We start from the raw sequence: 17417 nt of genomic DNA, 5'->3' as shown, positions 1-17417 counted from the left end.
CTACTCCGTCAACATATCCCTTTTTTATCAAGGTTTTTCCCGCCCAATAAATCGGTTGTTACCAAGCAAAAATCCGATCGCCTTTTCAATATTTTTACGCCGGCTGTCATCGGTCTTTAAAAAAGAAATATAACGGATAATCTCTTTTCTTTTGGATGGTGCCAAACGGTCAAAGATTGTTTTAGCTTCTTCATTTTCTGCCAATGCCCGCTCTAGTTCGGGATGCGGGAGCAGACTTCGGTCTTGCGGATCAAAAACAACAGATAATTCCAATATTTCACCGATTCGTTTAGGTGAATTTGGCAATATCTCCGTATTGATGTACAATCGCCAAGCTCCTTGATAACGCAATAAAGTCTGTTTATAATCTTTTCCATTTACTTTCCCCTTAATAGGGATATACCCTTTATTTATACCGGACTCTTCAAAAAGTAGTTCCAACACATTCTCAGGAACGAAAACAAAGGGATTAATTCCTATGAGCTCTAATTTGGCTTTGAAGACCGACATGCACATTGCTATTTATTATTCATTAAAAATTAAGCTTTATCAAGTATATGCGCTATCCTGTTGAGTTCCTCTACACTAAAGTTCAAATTATCGAGCGCCTTTAACGAATCTGTCAGTTGTTCACTGTTGCGTGCGCCAACCAAAACCGAAGTCAGGCGTTCATCCTTCAATAGCCATGCAATAGCCATCTGCGCCAGCGATTGGCCTCGTTGCACTGCGATTTCATCCAAAGCAGACAATTTTGAGATCAGATCAGATGTAATGGTAGTACTCTTCAAGAAATGTTCTTTTGAAGCCCGGGAATCGGTTGGAATATTGCCTTGTAAATATTTATTGGTCAATAATCCCTGTGCCAGCGGAGAAAAAGCTATAATGCCCACCCCCTCTTCATCCAAAACATCTAACAGTCCCTGCTCCGGCGTACGCACCAACATGGAATACTTGGGTTGATGGATCAAACAAGGACACCTCAGATCACGTAATAGTGCAATTGCCCTCCTCGCTAAATCCGCAGGATAGTTTGATAAACCGACATACAGGGCTTTTCCCTGCCGCACAATATCACTTAAGGCAGTCATCGTTTCTTCTAAAGGCGTCTGCGGATCAGGTCGGTGATGATAGAAAATATCAATGTAATCAAGTTTTAGCCGCTTTAAGCTCTGATGAAGGCTTGCCATTAAATATTTACGGCTTCCCCAATCGCCATAGGGACCATCCCACATGGTATACCCCGCTTTAGTCGATAACAAAAGTTCGTCCCGATGCCGGACGAAATCGGCGTTCAAAATAGCACCAAAATTTTGTTCTGCACTCCCGGGAGGAGGGCCGTAATTATTGGCCAGGTCAAAATGTGTGATACCATTGTCAAAAGCCGTACGTAAGGTCTGCCTAAACACTTCTTTTTGATCGATATCCCCAAAATTTTGCCACAGTCCCAGGGAAATAGCCGGTAATAAGATCCCGCTTTTCCCACATCGCCTATAAGGCATTTTATTATATCGATTTGGATTGAATGTCACCTGATCAAGTTTATGTATGCAAAATACAAAACTATTTTGAAGAGTCTATACAAACGCAATAACCTATGTCCCGAAATATTTCGAAACATAACAATGTAAACTAAAATTTATACTATTCCGTGCCATAGATGCCGTACTACAATCGCAAATATTTTTATACTTTTGATTACATTCCAATAATAGCACAACTTAAAGAACGCATCATGATCAGTAAATTCCTTAGAAAATTCTATTTACACCTAGTGATATGGACCATCCTGCTATTACTCCCTTTTATTACTTACCTCTATCAGCCCGATAAAATCGCAGATTTCAAAATCTACTCCGCGCTATCACATCTCAGCAATATCGTTTTCCTCGCAAGCAACTTTTATCTGCATTGTTATGTTGTTGCACCCAAGTACTTCTTTGGTCACCGAAAGATTTTTATCCTCTTCATCGCACTAGGTTTTGTGGCCTATGTCATGCTCAATTATGCAATCGTTTATTTCAACCCAAATGGAGAATTAGCACATTTTAAAAAAGAGAATATACTATCTGTACGACTCGTTGTAGGCCCAGGGATTATCTACTCACTTTGTATGATCACCTCGTCCATGATCTTTCTTTATAATGAACAGGCCAGACAAAAGGAACTTAATAAACAAATTGCGTTAGAAAAAACAACAGCTGAACTGACTATTTTGAAACTTCAGATCAGTCCACATTTTTTATTCAATACGCTCAACAATATTCGCTGGCTGATCCGCAAACAGTCACCCGACTCCGAGGGGACAATAGTCAAGCTGTCTGAAATGCTGCGCTACATACTTTATGAAGTTGATGGACCAAAAGTTGAACTATTCAAAGAAATTGATCATATGCGCAATTTCGTTGCTTTACAGACATTAAGACTTCCCATTGCTGGTGAAGTTGACCTACAAATTGAAAGTTCCCTCAAGAATAGAATGATCCCCCCGCTATTATTTATTCATTTTGTAGAAAATGCGTTCAAATATGGAGTGGATAGCAAAAATAGCCCTTACATTCAGTTTCAATTCGTAGATATTCAAGGTGGACTTGTCTTTAAATCCGTTAATAAAATACTACAGTATACCGAGCCCCCAACCAATGAAGGCATTGGATTGGCGAATGTGAAACGTCGATTACAGCTGCTTTATCCCAATCGTCATGATCTCTCTATTAATAGGATAATGGATGATTATTTTGAAGTTTCACTCAGACTAATGACAGATGAAGATTAGATGTATACTTATTGATGACGAACCATTCGCGCTTAATTTGCTGGAGGACGATCTGTTGAGTTTTGATCAAATTGAAATTCTAAAGAAATTTCATGCCCCTGTGGATGTTGCTGACTACCTAAAAAATCATTCGGTGGATCTCATTTTTCTGGACATCCAGATGCCGGAACAATTAGGAACGCAGTTTGTCCGGGACCTCGCAGAGCCTCCATTAATTATTTTCACAACAGCCTATCATCAATATGCAGTTGAGGGATTTGAATTAAATGCGGTAGATTACCTTTTGAAGCCTATTTCAAAAGAACGGCTCAAGGCTGCGATTCGAAAAGTAGAAGATATCATTACCTTACGCAAAAGACAGGTTATTGAAAAAGACCATATTATGGTTCATGTGGAATATAAAAAAACCAAGATTTTTCTCAACGAAATCAGTTATATCGAGGGGTTAAAAGATTATGTAAAAATCTATTTGGTCGACCGGCCGGCACCACTGTTAACCCGGAGCAATTTACGTGGTATGGAAAAATTGTTGCCACCCGGTGATTTTATACGGATACACAATTCCTTTATCGTTAACAAAAATAGGATCGAACATTGCACGCTTGCAAAACTTACTTTACCGGAGGTGGCCCTGCCTATCGGCAAAAAATACGTCAAAAACATGGAACAATTTCTGACATAAGGCGAAGCAGATAAAGATAAATTTCCGATAACAGCCATTTGTCTACACATTCAGTTCGTCGGTCTACAGATAATTGTAAAGTATAAAAATCATTTTCAAATTTGATTGATATTAAATAGCCATATACCGGCTAGTTGTTAATAATGCTAAAGAAAAAAATGAAAAAAATCATAACTGTACTTTTAATGGCGACAGCAGTTGCTACATTACATGCCCAATCTGCTTCAGGAATTCATCCTGGTAGTTTCTCCGTTGCTGAAGGTAAACTCTCGGGGCAACTGATAGACCTCCAGGGCAAGCCAATTGCGCAGGCTTCCGTCAATTTACTACGCGTGATCCAGGATCAGTCTACGGGCAAAGAGCGGGAGATTTTGTTCAAAAGCACAAGTTCACTGGAAAATGGAAAGTTTAACTTTACAGCGCTCTCCACCAAAGATAAATGGATACTAAAAATAAGCTCAGTGGGTTACGTTGCCAAAGATATCCCCGTCGAATTTGGATCCGACAGCAAAATGCTGGATAAGAACCTTGGCGCAATCACCTTGGAGAATGATAATCGAAAGCTAGCTGAGGTGACGGTTACCGGCCGTAAAGCTTTACTTGAAATGGATATCGACAAAAAGGTATATAATGTAGAAAAGAATATTGTAGCGGCGGGCGGTACAGCTATTGATGTCATGCGTAATATGCCTTCTGTACAAGTCGATATTGACGGGAATGTCAAACTCCGTAATGCTGCTCCGACAATTTTTGTAGATGGTAAGCCAACAACACTAACACCAGACCAGATCCCTGCAGACGTCATCGAAAAGATTGAAATCATCACCAATCCTTCTGCCAAATACGATGCCTCGGGAAGTATGGCCGGAATTTTAAATATTATCCTGAAAAAGAATAAAAAAACAGGTTACAATGGTATGGTTACGCTTGGAGCAGATCGCTTTGGCGGAACCAATTTTATGGGAAGTCTCAACTTGCGCCAGAACAAATTCAACATATCCCTTACGGGAATGAATATGCGTATGCGGACAAATACCGAAGGTGATAGCTATCGGGAAAGCACAATTGATGGCGTTAGGTCTACCGTTAACCAGGATATCGAAGGCAAAACAAAGGGAATGATCAGCTTCGGAAGGCTCGGATTAGACTATGACCTTAGTCCCCGTACAACTGTGTCTGTTGCTGGTGTCCTAGTTCAGGGCAAATTTCGCCCCAATGAAAACACCATGATAAAGACGGAATCACAAGGCAATAGCAATAGAATTTCCGAATCCGAACGCAGTTTCAAACCAAGGGGATTACAGGCAGGCCTTGTTCAGAAATTCAAGACCCAAGGTGAAGAGTTGACCGTAGACTTTAATTATTTCGGTGGAACAAACAAATCTAATGGGACCTACACCACCAATTATTTAGAAGATAATAATGGAATCATTGGTTCTCAAATTCAAAAGAACATTGGATCTGGCGACAATAAATTTATGACCATACAGGCAGATTATGTTAAACCCTTCAAAAATGGGATGAAACTTGAGACCGGAGTTCGTGCACAGATTAATAAGCTCAAAAACCTGAATAGCAACAGCCTAAAAGCCCGCGATGAAGATGAGTATAAAGATATCAGTGCTGCGTCAGCCAATTACGATAATAAAAATTCAGTTTATGCGGCTTATGCCTCACTTGGTGGCGACCTCAAGGACTGGGTATCTTATAAAGTCGGTTTACGTGTAGAAAATTCTACCTATGACGGTGAATTAATCAACACTAACCAAAAATTTCATAATAAATACCCACTTAGTCTCTTCCCCTCTCTATTCCTGAGTAAGAAACTAACAGAGAAAGATCAGCTACAGATGAGCGTCACCCGTCGTGTCAATCGCCCTAACTTCTTTCAGTTAATTCCGTTTGTAGACTATACAGACAGCTTAAATATCACACGTGGTAATCCTGACCTCGTTCCAGAGTTTACAACTTCGGGCGAATTGTCTTATAGCCGGACACAGGGTAAAGGTACCTTCCTCGCCTCGTTTTATTATAAAAAAACCACAAACCTGATCACCAGGTACCTGACACAGGAACTCAATCCCATTACAGATAAAATGGATTTCATCAACACCTATATTAATGCAAATTCTAGCAGAAACTATGGTGCAGAGTTTACCTATACCAATAATTTAAAAACATGGTGGGACCTAACAGCAGATCTCAATTTCTACAATTCAAAAATTGAAATCGATGACAAGACAGCGACAGAAGGTATGTGGACCGTATTTGGAAAATTGAATAATACATTCAATCTGAAAAAGAACTGGAATCTTCAACTTGCTTTTGAATACCAAGGGAAAACAAATATGCCGGTCACACAAAATCAAACCTTTGGTCCACCAATGAACCAGGCCCAAAGTTCCTCACAGGGATATATTAAACCTTTTTATGGAGTCGATTTTGCGATCAAAAAGAGTTTCCTGAAAAACCAGGCCGCTTCTGTGACGTTGGCAATAAACGATATCTTTAGAACACGTGGGAATACCATAGTATCTTCAGGTGATGGTTTCTTCCAAGAATATTATCGTCTCTCCAATCCGCAGCTTGTCAAACTGAATCTATCTTACCGTTTTGGCAAAATGGATATGAATATGTTCAAGAAAAATAAAAACCAAAATTCCATGGAAGGTATGCAGATGCAATAGATGTTTATTTAGACAATATAATAAAGTAGAAAGAGACCACCCAATCGGTCTCTTTCTGCTTTATTTCATGTTGTATTATCCCATATCTTTAAAGCACCTGACTTGGGATATTATATTTTTCTATAATCGGTAGGATTTCCAAAAGATCGTCAATAACATAATCCGGATTCGCTGACTTCAATTGATCAGCATGATGGGCCCCTGTCGTAATGCCAATGCTTAACGCACAGCCGGCATTCTGACCTTCTTGAATATCAATAATTGAGTCTCCAACTTTCACTACCTGCGCAGGATCTGTTATTGCAAAATTTTCTCTTGCCCGGTCAATCATATCTGGATAAGGTCTATTGTTAGGCACATCAGATGCTGTAATCAATGCATCAATGTCCGCGCCGACAACCCAGTTAAGCTTTTTCAAAAGAGATTCGGCCGTTTTCCGGTCGTAGCCTGTATTTAATACCCGGAGTATGTTCATCTCCTTCAAACTTGTAAAAAGTTCATTGGCATGTGAGCTCGGATAGATGTCAGCCACTTCATAGGCCCTTTCAAGCAAGTTCAAAAAGGATTGGAACATCCGCTCGGCCAATTGATCGTCAGTTAAATCCAAACAACTTTTTAGAACGGTTTTAATAGCCTGTAACTTCTCTTTACCCGCTCCATGCTCCAACACTTCCGTCAAGGTAAGTTGATAACCACCGACCTGATTTATCGCCTGCTGGAGGGTTTTATAAACTATATTATCCTCATTTACAGTAGTACCTGCCATATCAAATACTACCATCTTAATCGCTTCTCTCATTTATTCACCTTTAAATGTTTAGCAAAAATAAAATATTGTTAAATAAAACTAAACAATCCAATATTAACTTATTGCTATCTTTAGGTTAAGAGCAGCATACTTAACGTAGCACAAAATAAAAAGTCCAGCCGATCAATAGCAATTGAAAAGGAATTCTAAACCATAGATAACCCAGACCTTTCCCATCAAAAGTCGCAGTTTCATAGTTCAGGTGCCTTATACTTGCATATATATTTGTTGGTAGGATCAATATAAAAAAGACAATTAAAAGAATCCCGGTAAGGCGACTTACCGATGGTATAAATAAACCAAAGGCTGCCATGACCTCCAATAGCCCTGTTGCATAGATTATTTCCTTCTTTAACGGTAAAAACTCAGGAAGCATCAACACCATGCCTTTGGTGTAAATGAAGTGCCCAAGTGAAGTGAATAGTAATGTTATGGCAAGGGCTATTTTTCCAGCCAAATGGTAATCCATATCGCCCTTATACTGTCTTATAACTAAATTGCTGATGAGAAATACTGTAAGCAAAACAAAAAGTGGTTTCATAATCTTTTTTATTCAAAGTTATGGGCCTTTCGATCTTCAATCAATGAACAATTGTTAAGAAATTTCCCTCCGTATTCTGCTTAGCGATTGTGGTCTAATTCCAATATAGGACGCCAGGTATTTAAGGGGGATATTTTTAATTAACTCAGGCTGTTCCCGCATCAGATTGACATATCTTGTTTTAGCAGAATCCTCCAATAAGGAAAATTCGCGTTTCATTTTTTTCAGAAAGATATCTTCGATTGCCTTCCGTCCGATAAAATTCCCCACCTTTGTCGTGTTATAAACAATATTTAGATCATCATAGGATATCCGCCACAAGACACAATCTGTAATAGCTTCAAGATTATAGGACGATGCTGTTTGGGTGAGGAATGAATCATAGGCACTCACAAAAGAGTTCTCAAAAGCGAAACCAAAAGTAAAATCATAATCCAATTTTGGAATATTGAACCGCACAATACCACGCTCAATAAAGGACAGATAACGCTCTGTTTTACCCATTTCTAAAATTAATGAACGTTTTGGAAAAACTACTTTGGTAAGTTTTGAAGAAAAAATATCCCAGTCCTTCTCCTCCATCACAATAAGCGAAGCGAAGTACGCCCTGATTTTATCCATGCTGTTCATATTTCAAAACAAGACAAAAATTTCCGACGAGACAAGAAAAACAACTTCGAAATAACCGTTCAAATTACAACGCATCAAATCAGTATTCAAACTTTGATAACAATCAACTTTTTTATAGCACTAAAGTTAGAAAAAATAGTACAAAAGATATATTCTCATTTTCGTTATTCAACTTTTTTATATACTTGAACAACACATAACCATATTTAACCTCAAAATAATGTTTGATAAAGGTATCATCAGAAAATGTGGAGATCCAATAAAGGATAACGAAACCTGCTATACCGAATGGGAGGGTGTATGCCATAGTACGAAAAAACTCCAGAGCAATGACTTTATTATCACGCTTTCCAAATCAAGAAGAGGTGCTCACTGTATCGATTCAGATAATTATGTCATGCAGGGATATCAACTACATCTTGTTTTTCCGGGACAGCAAAGTCATTTCAGTATTTTGGATTATACAGTTATCTATCAACTACGAATTTCCAAAGTAAATTTTGACAAGATTTGTTATGCTTTGCGTTTTGGCCAACATTTATACCGAAAATATCCCATACAGGATCTGACAAAAACGGAATTTGAAATATTTCGCTATGAGTTAACAACTATTGGGAATGAATTAGGAATGGATCGACCGTTACTTGAAATTATTTGTTCAAGGGCAAGAATTGTTTTACAGGAAATCAGTAGGATTATAGAAAAGCGTGTTCGCGATATTAGCTTATTTAGAATACCCACTGTTTTAGCTGATTTTTTGCGACTTGTCGAACTCAAATACAACCAGGAGCATACTGTTACATATTATGCAAAAAAATTAAATGTGTCTTCAGATTATCTGGCTATTTTGACGCGATGCCATCTAAATGTGACGCCAAAACAAATCATCAGAGATCACATATTGGTAGAATCCATGCGCCTACTGGCTGTTGTCCCCATGACAATCAAAGAAGCCACCTATCAACTTGGATTTCAAGATCAGGTCGCTTTTACTCATTTCTTTAAAAGCTTAACAGGCATGTCACCGAGTGAGTTTCAAAAGAGGCAATAATATTTTAACAAAAAAGCCCCTTGTAGCGATTTCTATTCACCTAAAGGAGCCTTTTTATTATCCAGTATAATAAGCCACTGTCGCTCTTATTTTCTCTTTAAGGTAATATTGTCTAAATATGCCATTTCTTTACCTGTGTTTGTAAAGGCGATTCGCAGTATTTTTTTATTCGGTTTGATTTTCTGGCCGGTCACAAAGCTTATTTCGTGCTTTTTACCCTGCTTACCTAAATACTGGCTCTGTTGCTTTAGAGTTGACAGTTTCCCAGTCACGACCGTCACATCGTCCACTGCTACCGCTATACGATCACCTTTCCCCCAATAGGAAAGGTTAAATTGTTGCTGTGGATCTAGATAAACATATTGTTCTACCTTTTTTCCCGGAGCGAGCACGAGGGCTTTGCTTCCCTTTTCACCTAAGCCGTCTCCAATCGTCCCTTCACCTTCCCAGGGCATAAGACCAGACTTTCCTTCAAAATCCGGGTTCGGGAGTTCATTCCCTTCACGCAAAGGCCAGTTGTAGGCGCGAATATAATCGACCTCCATATTCACCCCACCTTCCGATCCATATGCACCTAAAAACACATTCATAAAGTGATTGGGTGAGTAAATCTGGTTTTTATTGTTGTATTCTTTAATTAAATCACCATTGATATAATGCTTAATACTCGTTGGAGTCCACAGCACCCCATGGGTCACCCACTGACCGACATGTTCATAGCCCTCAGCAATATGAGTGGCTAGATTCCGTTGAAATACACCTTTCGCATCAACATGACCATGAATGACAAATTGTGCCGTGATATATTCAAACACATCTATTTCAAACAATTGCCCTTTTGGGCGTATTCCTTTTATTCCGTCAACCTCGGTTCCTTCTTGAAGATAGTAACGAATATCTGGCCCAGGGGAGTCGAACCAAAATGCAGTATTTGTCCCCTTCGGATTACCTTGGCGGTTACGCCGTACTTTTACCTCAAAGTATCCTCCTTTACTATTGTCCAGCAAATTTTCATTCGTTTTCCAGTCATAAGTCTGAATGGATGAAATCTTCTGGTTTCCACCTTCCGTAAAAATTCGCTTTGGAATGGTATCGTTCACGTAAAGATTAATTGCTGATCCATTAAGCGTATAGGCAGGTTGGGGTAATTTATCCTGCAACATCTCCTGCTTTGATTTCTCGTTTAAATAATTAAGCGATGAAAAATAATTAGTGGTCCATTTATTCCTGTTCAGCAACTGATCATTAAACTCATCCTGCCAAAAAATTTCCATGCCGGGAGGAACAACTCCTGAACTAGGATTTCTTTTTACTTCTTGGAGCTCGGTCTCATCTAATACCCAACTTTTGGAGGTATATGACTTTCCTTGAGCCAAAGGCTTACCTGCTGCTGATTCTACCCAAACGTAATAGGTAGTTTCAGGATCCACATGCTGTATATAATAGCGCTCAGCGCCGTCGTTCAACACCTCATTGGCTACAGCAGGCTTTTTATTTGTTTTTGACCAAAAAATCCTCGCCCCCGAAAGACCCTTGTCACCATCTTTCATATCAAGCCGGATCCAACTTCTGGTGCCCAACAATTGCAGGGATACATTGGATTTCGTCGTTTGTGCGGACAAGAATAGAACGGACAGCATTTGAGCCGCCGTAATTGATATATATCTTTTCACAGTTTATCTTGTTTAATTACTCATTTACTATAGTATACGATAATAATGAGAATTATTAGCATTGACAACTCTGATCAAAACGCAACCGTTTGTTCAATTTATTACTATGTACCGGTTTACCCTTGTTTCAAAAACAGGTTTGATTTTCATGCTTTTCGCTTCATTGGGTCGCAACAGTATACTGTTGCCCAGTCGTAATTTTTAAGTCGATATAGCTATAAACGACACCATTTTTTTCTAAAATGCTGCTTTTTACTTTCCTACCATTAAAATAAAGATAGGGATGAGAACCAACAAATCCTGCACGCCAGGATGACATCTGCTTTCGTCCTGTATAGGATAAAATAGATCTATGTCTGCCCTGTTGTTCCAGCTCATAAACCAAATTACCAATTTTGACATTTGACACTATAATATGGCCTATCTCCTCTGGTAAATGAGAATAGGTCTCAATTCCGTCCCGGTCTGTTATCGGATTTATACCAGCCATATCCTGTATGAATAAAAAAACTCGCTCTCTTATCGGATGAGCTATTGATCTGATAAGAGAGCGAGTGCAATAAATACTTAAAAAGACGTTGTCTTTAGTCAAGGAAAATAGTTACCGTCGTAGGCTCATTATCTACTTTCACCTGCTTTTCCACAGTTCCTTGTTTATTATTATATTTAAGCGTATATATTTTGTTTTTTTCCACTGCAAACTGTAACCTGTCATTTGCATCCTGTCTTGCATCTTTGGTTGAACCTCCCCCTACTTGATCCTTCCCTTGAAAAATATCGACATTACACTTTTTCCTATCTTCCGGCGTCGTTTTGTTCTTACTCTCATAAGCAATAACATAAATTGCCGTATGTTTATTATCTATATTGATTTGTTGCTGTTGCTCCTTATACAAAGCGGTATAAGTCTGGGTTACATTCACCCCGTTCACATATTTTAAATCCGTATCCCAAGCTAATGGAAAGTAGGTTTCTGCCGCTTTGAAAGAAGAAGCATAAATAGCATGCTCCCGGTTACTTGCATCCGCTTTGCCCGCATCCGCCAAGAACCAAGAACGATTCAATTCTTTGTCGGGGTAATACTCTGTAAAATACCATTTCCCATCGATCCAGACCTCACACCAGTTATGATTTCCACGATTGTCAAACCAATTTAGGGTTCCCGCCACCCGGGAAGGGATACCGACTGCGCGAAAGGCGTCAGTCAATAGAATTGACAAGCCACTACAGGAAGCCATCCCCTGGTCAATGGATTCGGAAGGAGATTGATCAGGTCGTTTTCTTTGTGTATTATAATCCACCCTGACTTCGTCCCGAATATTTTTATTAACGGCGGCAATAGCCTCACGGAGCGTCTTACAAGATTCCACATACTTCGAAAACCTATTAAAGAGTTCTTCACGCCATTCATCCCGGTTTTCGTTAAGTACGGCATAAGGCAATACCTCATTTAAAAAAATCGAATCCGGCAGTTGTTTCGTCCAGGGGAACTTCTCCTTTGCCCGATAAGCTAATTCGATATTGCGCAATAAGAAATCACTACTCAAAGACTCCAAATCACGTTGTGGCATATAGGAAATTAAAAAAGCTGCTCCTTCCTTCATATTTCCGGGCGCATCGTTGAGCACCTTTTCCAGGGAGGCCCTATTTTTTCCTGCTTTAGCAAGGGCTATTTCAAGTTTTTTCTCATATTGCTTTGCAAAGACTCCAGTAGAACTAGATTGTGCTAGACATAAATTCAAAAACGATACCGATAAGGCAAAAAATAAAGCGTGTAGTTTCATCATGATTCAAAAAATAAAGCTACTAATTTTTACGGAGCTATTGTAATTCACAAACGATTTAAAAATAGAGCGAAATTTAAGTATGTTGTTGCAATAATCATACGGAAATAGTTTAACATACTCAAGGAATGAGCATAGTAGCAAAGCTGTCCAATAAATTATAAAAAATAGATTCTGAAAAACAAGTAGCAGTACTCCAAATCAAAAGGATAACTTTATGGAAAACAGGGTGAAATAAACTTTTTTTTTGGACTTTGCTTATTAATTGCCTTTTTCCTCACGAACAAGAAAATCATAGGAATACCAAAATTTCAAAATTGAAAAATCCGTTAAACTTCTGAGCGAATAGCTAATGGGGAAATCAAATGAATTACTTTGTTTTTCAAATTCTTTTTTAAATTCTGTTATCAGATTCTTTATTCCTTGCAATCCACTTTCACGTTTGATAAAACTTTCCCTTTTACCACCACGGAGGTAGACAAGCAGATCCGAGGCGCTCAAGATAGACTCTTCCTTTTCAGTCAATAGCTTACCGTCCAACAATTTATCGAGCGCATTCTTGAACTCGATCCGGGGATAATCGCTTTCTCCCATCATAATCAAATGCGTACCGTAATTCACGATATTGGTATAATAGGGATTAAAACCAGCTTGTTTTAGCTGGGCCAAATCTTTGCCGTCAAAGGCGGAAGAAAACTCATTAAATTGTGCTGTCAATGAAAATGCTATATTTTCACTACGCATCAAACAGCTATATGTCCTTTTGATTGTTGTTGAATCATGGTGTTCAACAAGCTTTAAAACACTATCTACGTCCGAGCTATTATTAAGATGATAACGGATAGATTCATAATCAAAGAAATCAGTTATGGAAAAACCTGACATCGTGCGCTCAGTACTTTTATTTTTACGGGCATACGAACGAATACCGTCAAAACTTGGAAGGATCTTCGCATTTGAAACTGAGGAAGTCGTCGGTACAATTGTAATTTTAAACGGCTTATAATGGCTACGTAACGGCATTAATTGTACAGTAGGTAAAGTATCTTTTAATCCCCATACTGTCCCTAGATAGAAACTTTTGTCTATAGTTTGATCCACATAGATCTGATTTACCGAAAAACCTACGGAACGACCAATAAATTGAAACTTCTTCGCTGCTGCAGAACTATCAATCTCCAAAGCATCAGGATCAGCTTCTTCCTTGTCACAACTGGACAATAAGAGCAAACCGAGCAATAGTACAAAAAGATATTTCATAATTCAATAATTACCCGTTCCCCAAAAGTCGAAATATCTCCATGTTAACAGCGGAAAGGCTAAAGGCTTTTGGTTCTTTATCAAAGATAAAGAAAAATACCTTTTCAAACTATATAAAATTCAGAATAACAACGCGATAAAATAAAACGATCATTATTTTGAGAAATCGGGACAGTACCGTGTACACATTGCCCGATAATAGAAAGGGGCATTAGGTTATAAATTGATAAAAAATAAAAGCCGTTGGAATGGGGAATTCCTAACGGCTTTATTCTAACCTAATGAAAAACAGCTATACCCTGATTGGTACATATGTTGATCTCCTAATTCCAAATATATAAAGTCAATTTCTACCAGTATATCATCCATTTACAATCCGTACTTATAATTTACGATTCGTAAATATAAAAGCTATAAAAGCCCCAACCATATGCTCAAAATAACCTCATCTTGCAGTGATCTTACTTCAACAATGATCCTATAAAATCAAAGCATTATTTTTTTATTTTAAATGAGTCTAAATAACTGAAAATAATTGTATGTTTGCACCGATAAATAATTTAGACTAATTCAATATTAACAATGAAAAGATCTTTTCTGGGACTTATTTTAAGTCTGGGATTGGTAGGAGCGGTACATTTAGATGTTTCAGCTCAAAGTAAAGGGATATATGGTCGTGTCAAAACTAAAGATGGCGCAGCAATCGAGTCAGCTACAGTAACGATTCCCACTCTTGGCAGATCAACGTCAACTTCCCGCGATGGCAGTTTTCATTTTTCTAACCTTCCGGACGGCACCTATACCATCCGCATCAAGAGCATAGGCAACGCTGTTGAAGAACAAACAATAACCATTAAGGATGGTAAAGCCCAAACAGTGAATGTTGCGATGAATATTTCAGAGTCGCAATTGGAGCAGGTTGAAGTATTCGGGTATAATTCCCATAACAATAAAACGGTCAATGTTGGCAAAGCTGGCATTATAGATAAAGACTTGCCACAAAGCGTACAAATTATTAATAAACAGATTATCACCGATCAACAAGTCAACAGATTGAGCGATGCCCTCAAAAATGCGAACGGTGTGGCGATGGGCGCAAATCGTGGTGGTGTAAATGAAAACTTCTATGCAAGAGGTTACAGCTTGGGGGCAAACAATATTTTTAAGAATGGTGCACGCACAAACAATGGTGGTTCTATAGAAGCCAGTACCTTGGAATCCGTTGAAATTCTTAAGGGAAGTGCTGCTTTACTATACGGTGGTGTTTCCGGCGGTGCAGTCGTTAATCTGGTTACTAAAAAGCCAAAGTTCTACTACGGTGGAGAAGCTTCAATGCGTGTAGGAAGTTATGACTTTTACAAACCTACAGTCGATGTTTATGGACCGATTTCAAATAAAGTCGCATTTCGCATGATAGGCACTTATGAAAAAGCTGGAAGCTTTAGAGATCAGGTAAAGTCAAAACGAACTTATGTAAACCCATCGGTATTGTACAAGATTTCTGAGCAAACAGATCTAAACTTTACATTTGATTACCTGAAAAGTTATTTTACACCAGACTTTGGCATAGGCACCGTAGACGGCAAATTAAATCAATCTGTCGGAAGAAGTACGTTCTTAAATGTACCTTGGGCTTATAATAATACAAATACTTCAAATGGGCAAGTCAATTTCAACCATAAATTTAACGAATCCTGGAATTTAAATGCGATCGCAAGTTATCAAACCTATGACCGTGACTATTATGGATCTGATCGGATCCAGGCTGACAAAAATGGTATTGCGCCAAGAAATTTGACTAGATCCAAATCAAACGAATTTACGGCCAACCAGCAGTTAAATTTAACAGGTACTGTAAAAACAGGTGCTATTAAACATAAAATTCTGGTCGGTGCCGATGCAGACCAATCACATGCAAATGTGTACGCATTTTTTATGGAAGGGATCAATTATTACGATAACAAAAATGTATTAAAGGCGAATCCCTACGACTCGATTTATGTTTTCAATCCGGGTCAAACAGCACAGCATATGACTACAGGTCGTGGATTGAGATCTGATATCCCTGGAGCTGATTTGTTGACAAAAACCACAACAGACATCTATAGGTACGGTGTATTTTTGCAGGATTTAATCGAACTGAATGAGAAGTTTAAAGTTTTGGCCGGAATACGGTATTCATATCAACGCACGCCTTATTCCGAGCTATTTACTTATAAGGACAATAAAACGGATGAAATTATTACAAAAGATGGTCAAGGGAATCCAATGGGAGCCAAAATTGATAAAGCATGGTCACCTAAATTCGGCTTGATTTATCAACCAATCCCCACATCAAGTATATATGTAACCTATGCAAATAATTTCACCTCAAACTCCGGTTACGATAGCAACTATCAACCTTTGGCGCCATCCATAATCGACCAATATGAAGCCGGTATCAAGAATGATTTTTTCAATGGTCGTCTATCGGCGAATCTAGCTTGGTATAGAATCAATAACAATAAATTCGCTCAGCAGCTGCTATTGAAACCAGATGGCACCGAAAACGGTGATGCCAACATGAAGGAGTTCTCGGGAAAAACAGCTTCTGATGGTGTCGAAGCTGAGCTAACGGGAACATTATTACCTGGCCTAAATGTAACAGCCGGTTATTCATATAACTATATGCGCTATACACATACAAATCCCATTTCAAGCTATACAACAACAACTGGAAATGAAACAAAAGTTGTTGAAATTTCAGGAAATGAGGAAAACGTACGCTTGGTCGGAACCACGGCACATACCGCAAATGGAACAGTATTTTATACCTTTCAACATGGAACTGTCAAAGGATTAAAACTGGGCTTTTCTACCTTTTATACGGGCAGACGTAATGCTGGATGGAACAATACGAAATTAAATATCCGCGACGGCGTAAATCGTTTGATTTCTGTCAGTCCATTTACCACAATTGATTTTTCTGCTGGATACAGCTATAAAAATTGGAGTATACTTGGAAAACTGTCCAATATCAACAATGCATTTAATTATTACATCCACGAAAACTATAGTGTAAACCCTATCCCACCCCGCAGTTTTATGGCAACACTTTCGTATAAATTCGAAAAAAGATAAGGTGAATTGTTCTATTTATACACAAAAAGGGAGCTTTTGGAGAAGAAAGCTCCCTTTTTCGTTCCCTCTAAAACGATCTAATTTACATCTATAGCGTATTAAGCTTCATTTTTTTTGTTTTTCGTCAGATCAGCGGCAAGTAAAGCGGTAATAGTTGCGGCAATTAATGCCGAAATCCCCATATTCATCGTGCTAATTAACAGGTTGTCAGCAAGGGAATGCTTGATGCTATAATAAGTAATCAGGTAGGTGACCAGATAAGTGATAAATGTTTTAATAATTTCCATAAATTAATACATGGGATACAGCTAAAATAATTTCTCCGTACAAATATAAAGTACCGCTTATAGCTGTCTTTCTTCCGCTTACAATTCGTCACAACTGATTTATGATTCGTTGTTCCGGTAG

The 17417-nt window shown here is 38.5% G+C and carries 15 protein-coding genes; 5 read left to right on the top strand and 10 right to left on the bottom strand.

The features are described 5' to 3' along the window. Positions 1 to 27: 27 nt before the first annotated feature. Positions 28 to 510, bottom strand: coding sequence for a YdeI/OmpD-associated family protein (locus tag ABDW32_RS09885; protein ID WP_343561891.1), 483 nt, complete (start codon positions 508 to 510; stop codon positions 28 to 30). Between the two features lie 29 nt (positions 511 to 539). Further along, positions 540 to 1499, bottom strand: a complete 960-nt coding sequence (locus ABDW32_RS09880) for an aldo/keto reductase (protein WP_343561924.1) — start codon at positions 1497 to 1499, stop codon at positions 540 to 542. Positions 1500 to 1732: 233 nt separating this feature from the next. Between ABDW32_RS09880 and ABDW32_RS09875 the strand changes: the two genes are divergently transcribed. The 3 genes from ABDW32_RS09875 to ABDW32_RS09865 all read left to right on the top strand — a co-directional run bounded on the left by ABDW32_RS09875 (position 1733) and on the right by ABDW32_RS09865 (position 6142). Continuing rightward, complete coding sequence (locus ABDW32_RS09875; protein ID WP_343561889.1) at positions 1733 to 2773, top strand: histidine kinase; 1041 nt, start codon at positions 1733 to 1735, stop codon at positions 2771 to 2773. Continuing rightward, entirely contained in the window at positions 2763 to 3455 is a 693-nt protein-coding gene (locus ABDW32_RS09870) for a LytTR family DNA-binding domain-containing protein (protein WP_343561886.1), read from the top strand. The genes ABDW32_RS09875 and ABDW32_RS09870 overlap by 11 nt, the downstream gene beginning before the upstream one ends. 158 nt (positions 3456 to 3613) lie before the next feature. Beyond that, on the top strand, positions 3614 to 6142 hold the full coding sequence (locus ABDW32_RS09865; RefSeq protein WP_343561884.1) for a TonB-dependent receptor: 2529 nt from the start codon (positions 3614 to 3616) through the stop codon (positions 6140 to 6142). 88 nt (positions 6143 to 6230) lie between these two features. On the opposite strand, the gene ABDW32_RS09860 is transcribed toward ABDW32_RS09865, so the two are convergent. From ABDW32_RS09860 to ABDW32_RS09850, 3 genes are all read right to left on the bottom strand, one after another. Further along, a complete protein-coding gene (locus ABDW32_RS09860; protein WP_343561882.1) occupies positions 6231 to 6941 on the bottom strand; it encodes an HAD-IA family hydrolase in 711 nt (236 codons plus the stop codon). A gap of 100 nt (positions 6942 to 7041) precedes the next feature. Continuing rightward, positions 7042 to 7491, bottom strand: a complete 450-nt coding sequence (locus tag ABDW32_RS09855; protein WP_343561881.1) for a hypothetical protein — start codon at positions 7489 to 7491, stop codon at positions 7042 to 7044. A 54-nt stretch (positions 7492 to 7545) separates the two neighbouring features. Further along, positions 7546 to 8112: a cyclic nucleotide-binding domain-containing protein gene (locus tag ABDW32_RS09850; RefSeq protein WP_343561879.1), complete on the bottom strand. Its 567-nt coding sequence runs from the start codon at positions 8110 to 8112 to the stop codon at positions 7546 to 7548. 229 nt (positions 8113 to 8341) lie between these two features. On the opposite strand from ABDW32_RS09850, the gene ABDW32_RS09845 reads away from it, so the two are divergent. Continuing rightward, entirely contained in the window at positions 8342 to 9172 is an 831-nt protein-coding gene (locus tag ABDW32_RS09845; protein ID WP_343561877.1) for a helix-turn-helix domain-containing protein, read from the top strand. Between the two features lie 86 nt (positions 9173 to 9258). Here the strand turns inward: ABDW32_RS09845 and ABDW32_RS09840 are convergent, their stop codons facing one another. From ABDW32_RS09840 to ABDW32_RS09825, 4 genes are all read right to left on the bottom strand, one after another. Continuing rightward, positions 9259 to 10845, bottom strand: a complete 1587-nt coding sequence (locus tag ABDW32_RS09840; RefSeq protein ID WP_343561875.1) for a glycoside hydrolase family 16 protein — start codon at positions 10843 to 10845, stop codon at positions 9259 to 9261. A 160-nt stretch (positions 10846 to 11005) separates the two neighbouring features. After that, a complete protein-coding gene (locus tag ABDW32_RS09835) occupies positions 11006 to 11335 on the bottom strand; it encodes a hypothetical protein (protein ID WP_343561873.1) in 330 nt (109 codons plus the stop codon). A 94-nt stretch (positions 11336 to 11429) separates the two neighbouring features. Beyond that, positions 11430 to 12632: a transglutaminase-like domain-containing protein gene (locus tag ABDW32_RS09830; RefSeq protein WP_343561871.1), complete on the bottom strand. Its 1203-nt coding sequence runs from the start codon at positions 12630 to 12632 to the stop codon at positions 11430 to 11432. Positions 12633 to 12890: 258 nt separating this feature from the next. After that, complete coding sequence (locus ABDW32_RS09825; protein WP_343561869.1) at positions 12891 to 13889, bottom strand: hypothetical protein; 999 nt, start codon at positions 13887 to 13889, stop codon at positions 12891 to 12893. A 582-nt stretch (positions 13890 to 14471) separates the two neighbouring features. Between ABDW32_RS09825 and ABDW32_RS09820 the strand changes: the two genes are divergently transcribed. Further along, positions 14472 to 17009, top strand: coding sequence for a TonB-dependent receptor (locus ABDW32_RS09820; protein ID WP_343561867.1), 2538 nt, complete (start codon positions 14472 to 14474; stop codon positions 17007 to 17009). A 98-nt stretch (positions 17010 to 17107) separates the two neighbouring features. On the opposite strand, the gene ABDW32_RS09815 is transcribed toward ABDW32_RS09820, so the two are convergent. Then, positions 17108 to 17296 (bottom strand): hypothetical protein, encoded by a 189-nt coding sequence (locus ABDW32_RS09815; RefSeq protein WP_343561865.1) that lies wholly within the window; start codon positions 17294 to 17296, stop codon positions 17108 to 17110. Between the last annotated feature and the right edge of the window lie 121 nt (positions 17297 to 17417).

The organism is Sphingobacterium sp. (assembly GCF_039596235.1).
Classification (GTDB): domain Bacteria; phylum Bacteroidota; class Bacteroidia; order Sphingobacteriales; family Sphingobacteriaceae; genus Sphingobacterium.
Note: the sequence above shows the minus strand (reverse complement) of the source record. Positions and strands in the feature narration are given on the sequence as shown.